The sequence below is a fragment of the Streptomyces sp. NPDC012466 genome (assembly GCF_042955215.1).
In the GTDB taxonomy this organism is placed as follows: Bacteria; Actinomycetota; Actinomycetes; order Streptomycetales; family Streptomycetaceae; genus Streptomyces.
The window spans coordinates 1-2,494 of sequence record NZ_JBIBEQ010000023.1; the positions used below are offsets into that span (position 1 = coordinate 1).

1 rRNA gene (cut by a window edge) is annotated in these 2,494 nt (G+C 56.5%); it reads right to left on the minus strand.

Annotated elements, in window-relative coordinates:
* Positions 1 to 22: 22 nt before the first annotated feature.
* Positions 23 to 2,494 (minus strand): 23S ribosomal RNA (locus ACFY9E_RS40145) (it continues 143 nt past the right edge of the window).

Here is a 2,494-nt window from a genome sequence, read left to right on the forward strand (position 1 = left end):
AACACAGTGGACGCGAGCAACTGAGGACAAGCCCTCGGCCTATTAGTACCGGTCAACTCCACACGTTACCGTGCTTCCATATCCGGCCTATCAACCCAGTCGTCTACTGGGAGCCTTACCCTCTCAAGGAGGTGGGAATACTCATCTCGAAGCAGGCTTCCCGCTTAGATGCTTTCAGCGGTTATCCCTCCCGAACGTAGCCAACCAGCCATGCCCTTGGCAGAACAACTGGCACACCAGAGGTTCGTCCGTCCCGGTCCTCTCGTACTAGGGACAGCCCTTCTCAATATTCCTACGCGCACAGCGGATAGGGACCGAACTGTCTCACGACGTTCTAAACCCAGCTCGCGTACCGCTTTAATGGGCGAACAGCCCAACCCTTGGGACCGACTCCAGCCCCAGGATGCGACGAGCCGACATCGAGGTGCCAAACCATCCCGTCGATATGGACTCTTGGGGAAGATCAGCCTGTTATCCCCGGGGTACCTTTTATCCGTTGAGCGACGGCGCTTCCACAAGCCACCGCCGGATCACTAGTCCCGACTTTCGTCCCTGCTCGACCCGTCGGTCTCACAGTCAAGCTCCCTTGTGCACTTACACTCAACACCTGATTGCCAACCAGGCTGAGGGAACCTTTGGGCGCCTCCGTTACTCTTTAGGAGGCAACCGCCCCAGTTAAACTACCCATCAGACACTGTCCCTGATCCGGATCACGGACCCAGGTTAGACATCCAGCACGACCAGACTGGTATTTCAACGACGACTCCCCCTGAACTGGCGTCCAGAGTTCACAGTCTCCCAGCTATCCTACACAAGCCGAACCGAACACCAATATCAAACTGTAGTAAAGGTCCCGGGGTCTTTCCGTCCTGCTGCGCGAAACGAGCATCTTTACTCGTAGTGCAATTTCACCGGGCCTATGGTTGAGACAGTCGAGAAGTCGTTACGCCATTCGTGCAGGTCGGAACTTACCCGACAAGGAATTTCGCTACCTTAGGATGGTTATAGTTACCACCGCCGTTTACTGGCGCTTAAGTTCTCAGCTTCGCCACCCCGAAGAGTGACTAACCGGTCCCCTTAACGTTCCAGCACCGGGCAGGCGTCAGTCCGTATACATCGCCTTACGGCTTCGCACGGACCTGTGTTTTTAGTAAACAGTCGCTTCTCGCTGGTCTCTGCGGCCACCCCCAGCTCAGGACGAAAAGTCCATCACCGGATGTGGCCCCCCTTCTCCCGAAGTTACGGGGGCATTTTGCCGAGTTCCTTAACCATAGTTCACCCGAACGCCTCGGTATTCTCTACCTGACCACCTGAGTCGGTTTAGGGTACGGGCCGCCATGAAACTCGCTAGAGGCTTTTCTCGACAGCATAGGATCATCCACTTCACCACAATCGGCTCGGCATCAGGTCTCAGACTATTGCCAGGCGGATTTACCTACCTGACGTCCTACACCCTTACCCCGGGACAACCACCGCCCGGGATGGACTACCTTCCTGCGTCACCCCATCACTCACCTACTAACCGCTTGGTTCGGCGGCTCCACCACTCCCCTTTGCCCGAAGGCTCCGGGGCGGCTTCACGGCCTTAGCATCACGATGCTCGATGTTTGACGCTTCACAGCGGGTACCGGAATATCAACCGGTTATCCATCGACTACGCCTGTCGGCCTCGCCTTAGGTCCCGACTTACCCTGGGCAGATCAGCTTGACCCAGGAACCCTTAGTCAATCGGCGCAAACGTTTCTCACGTTTGTATCGCTACTCATGCCTGCATTCTCACTCGTGAACCGTCCACAACTCGCTTCCGCGGCTGCTTCACCCGGCACACGACGCTCCCCTACCCATCCACACAGGCGTTGGCCCTATTGTGTGAATGACACGACTTCGGCGGTACGCTTGAGCCCCGCTACATTGTCGGCGCGGAATCACTAGACCAGTGAGCTATTACGCACTCTTTCAAGGGTGGCTGCTTCTAAGCCAACCTCCTGGTTGTCTCTGCGACTCCACATCCTTTCCCACTTAGCGTACGCTTAGGGGCCTTAGTCGATGCTCTGGGCTGTTTCCCTCTCGACCATGGAGCTTATCCCCCACAGTCTCACTGCCGCGCTCTCACTTACCGGCATTCGGAGTTTGGCTAAGGTCAGTAACCCGGTAGGGCCCATCGCCTATCCAGTGCTCTACCTCCGGCAAGAAACACACGACGCTGCACCTAAATGCATTTCGGGGAGAACCAGCTATCACGGAGTTTGATTGGCCTTTCACCCCTAACCACAGGTCATCCCCCAGGTTTTCAACCCTGGTGGGTTCGGTCCTCCACGAAGTCTTACCTCCGCTTCAACCTGCCCATGGCTAGATCACTCCGCTTCGGGTCTTGAGCGTGCTACTGAAACGCCCTATTCGGACTCGCTTTCGCTACGGCTTCCCCACACGGGTTAACCTCGCAACACACCGCAAACTCGCAGGCTCATTCTTCAAAAGGCACGCAGTCACGAGA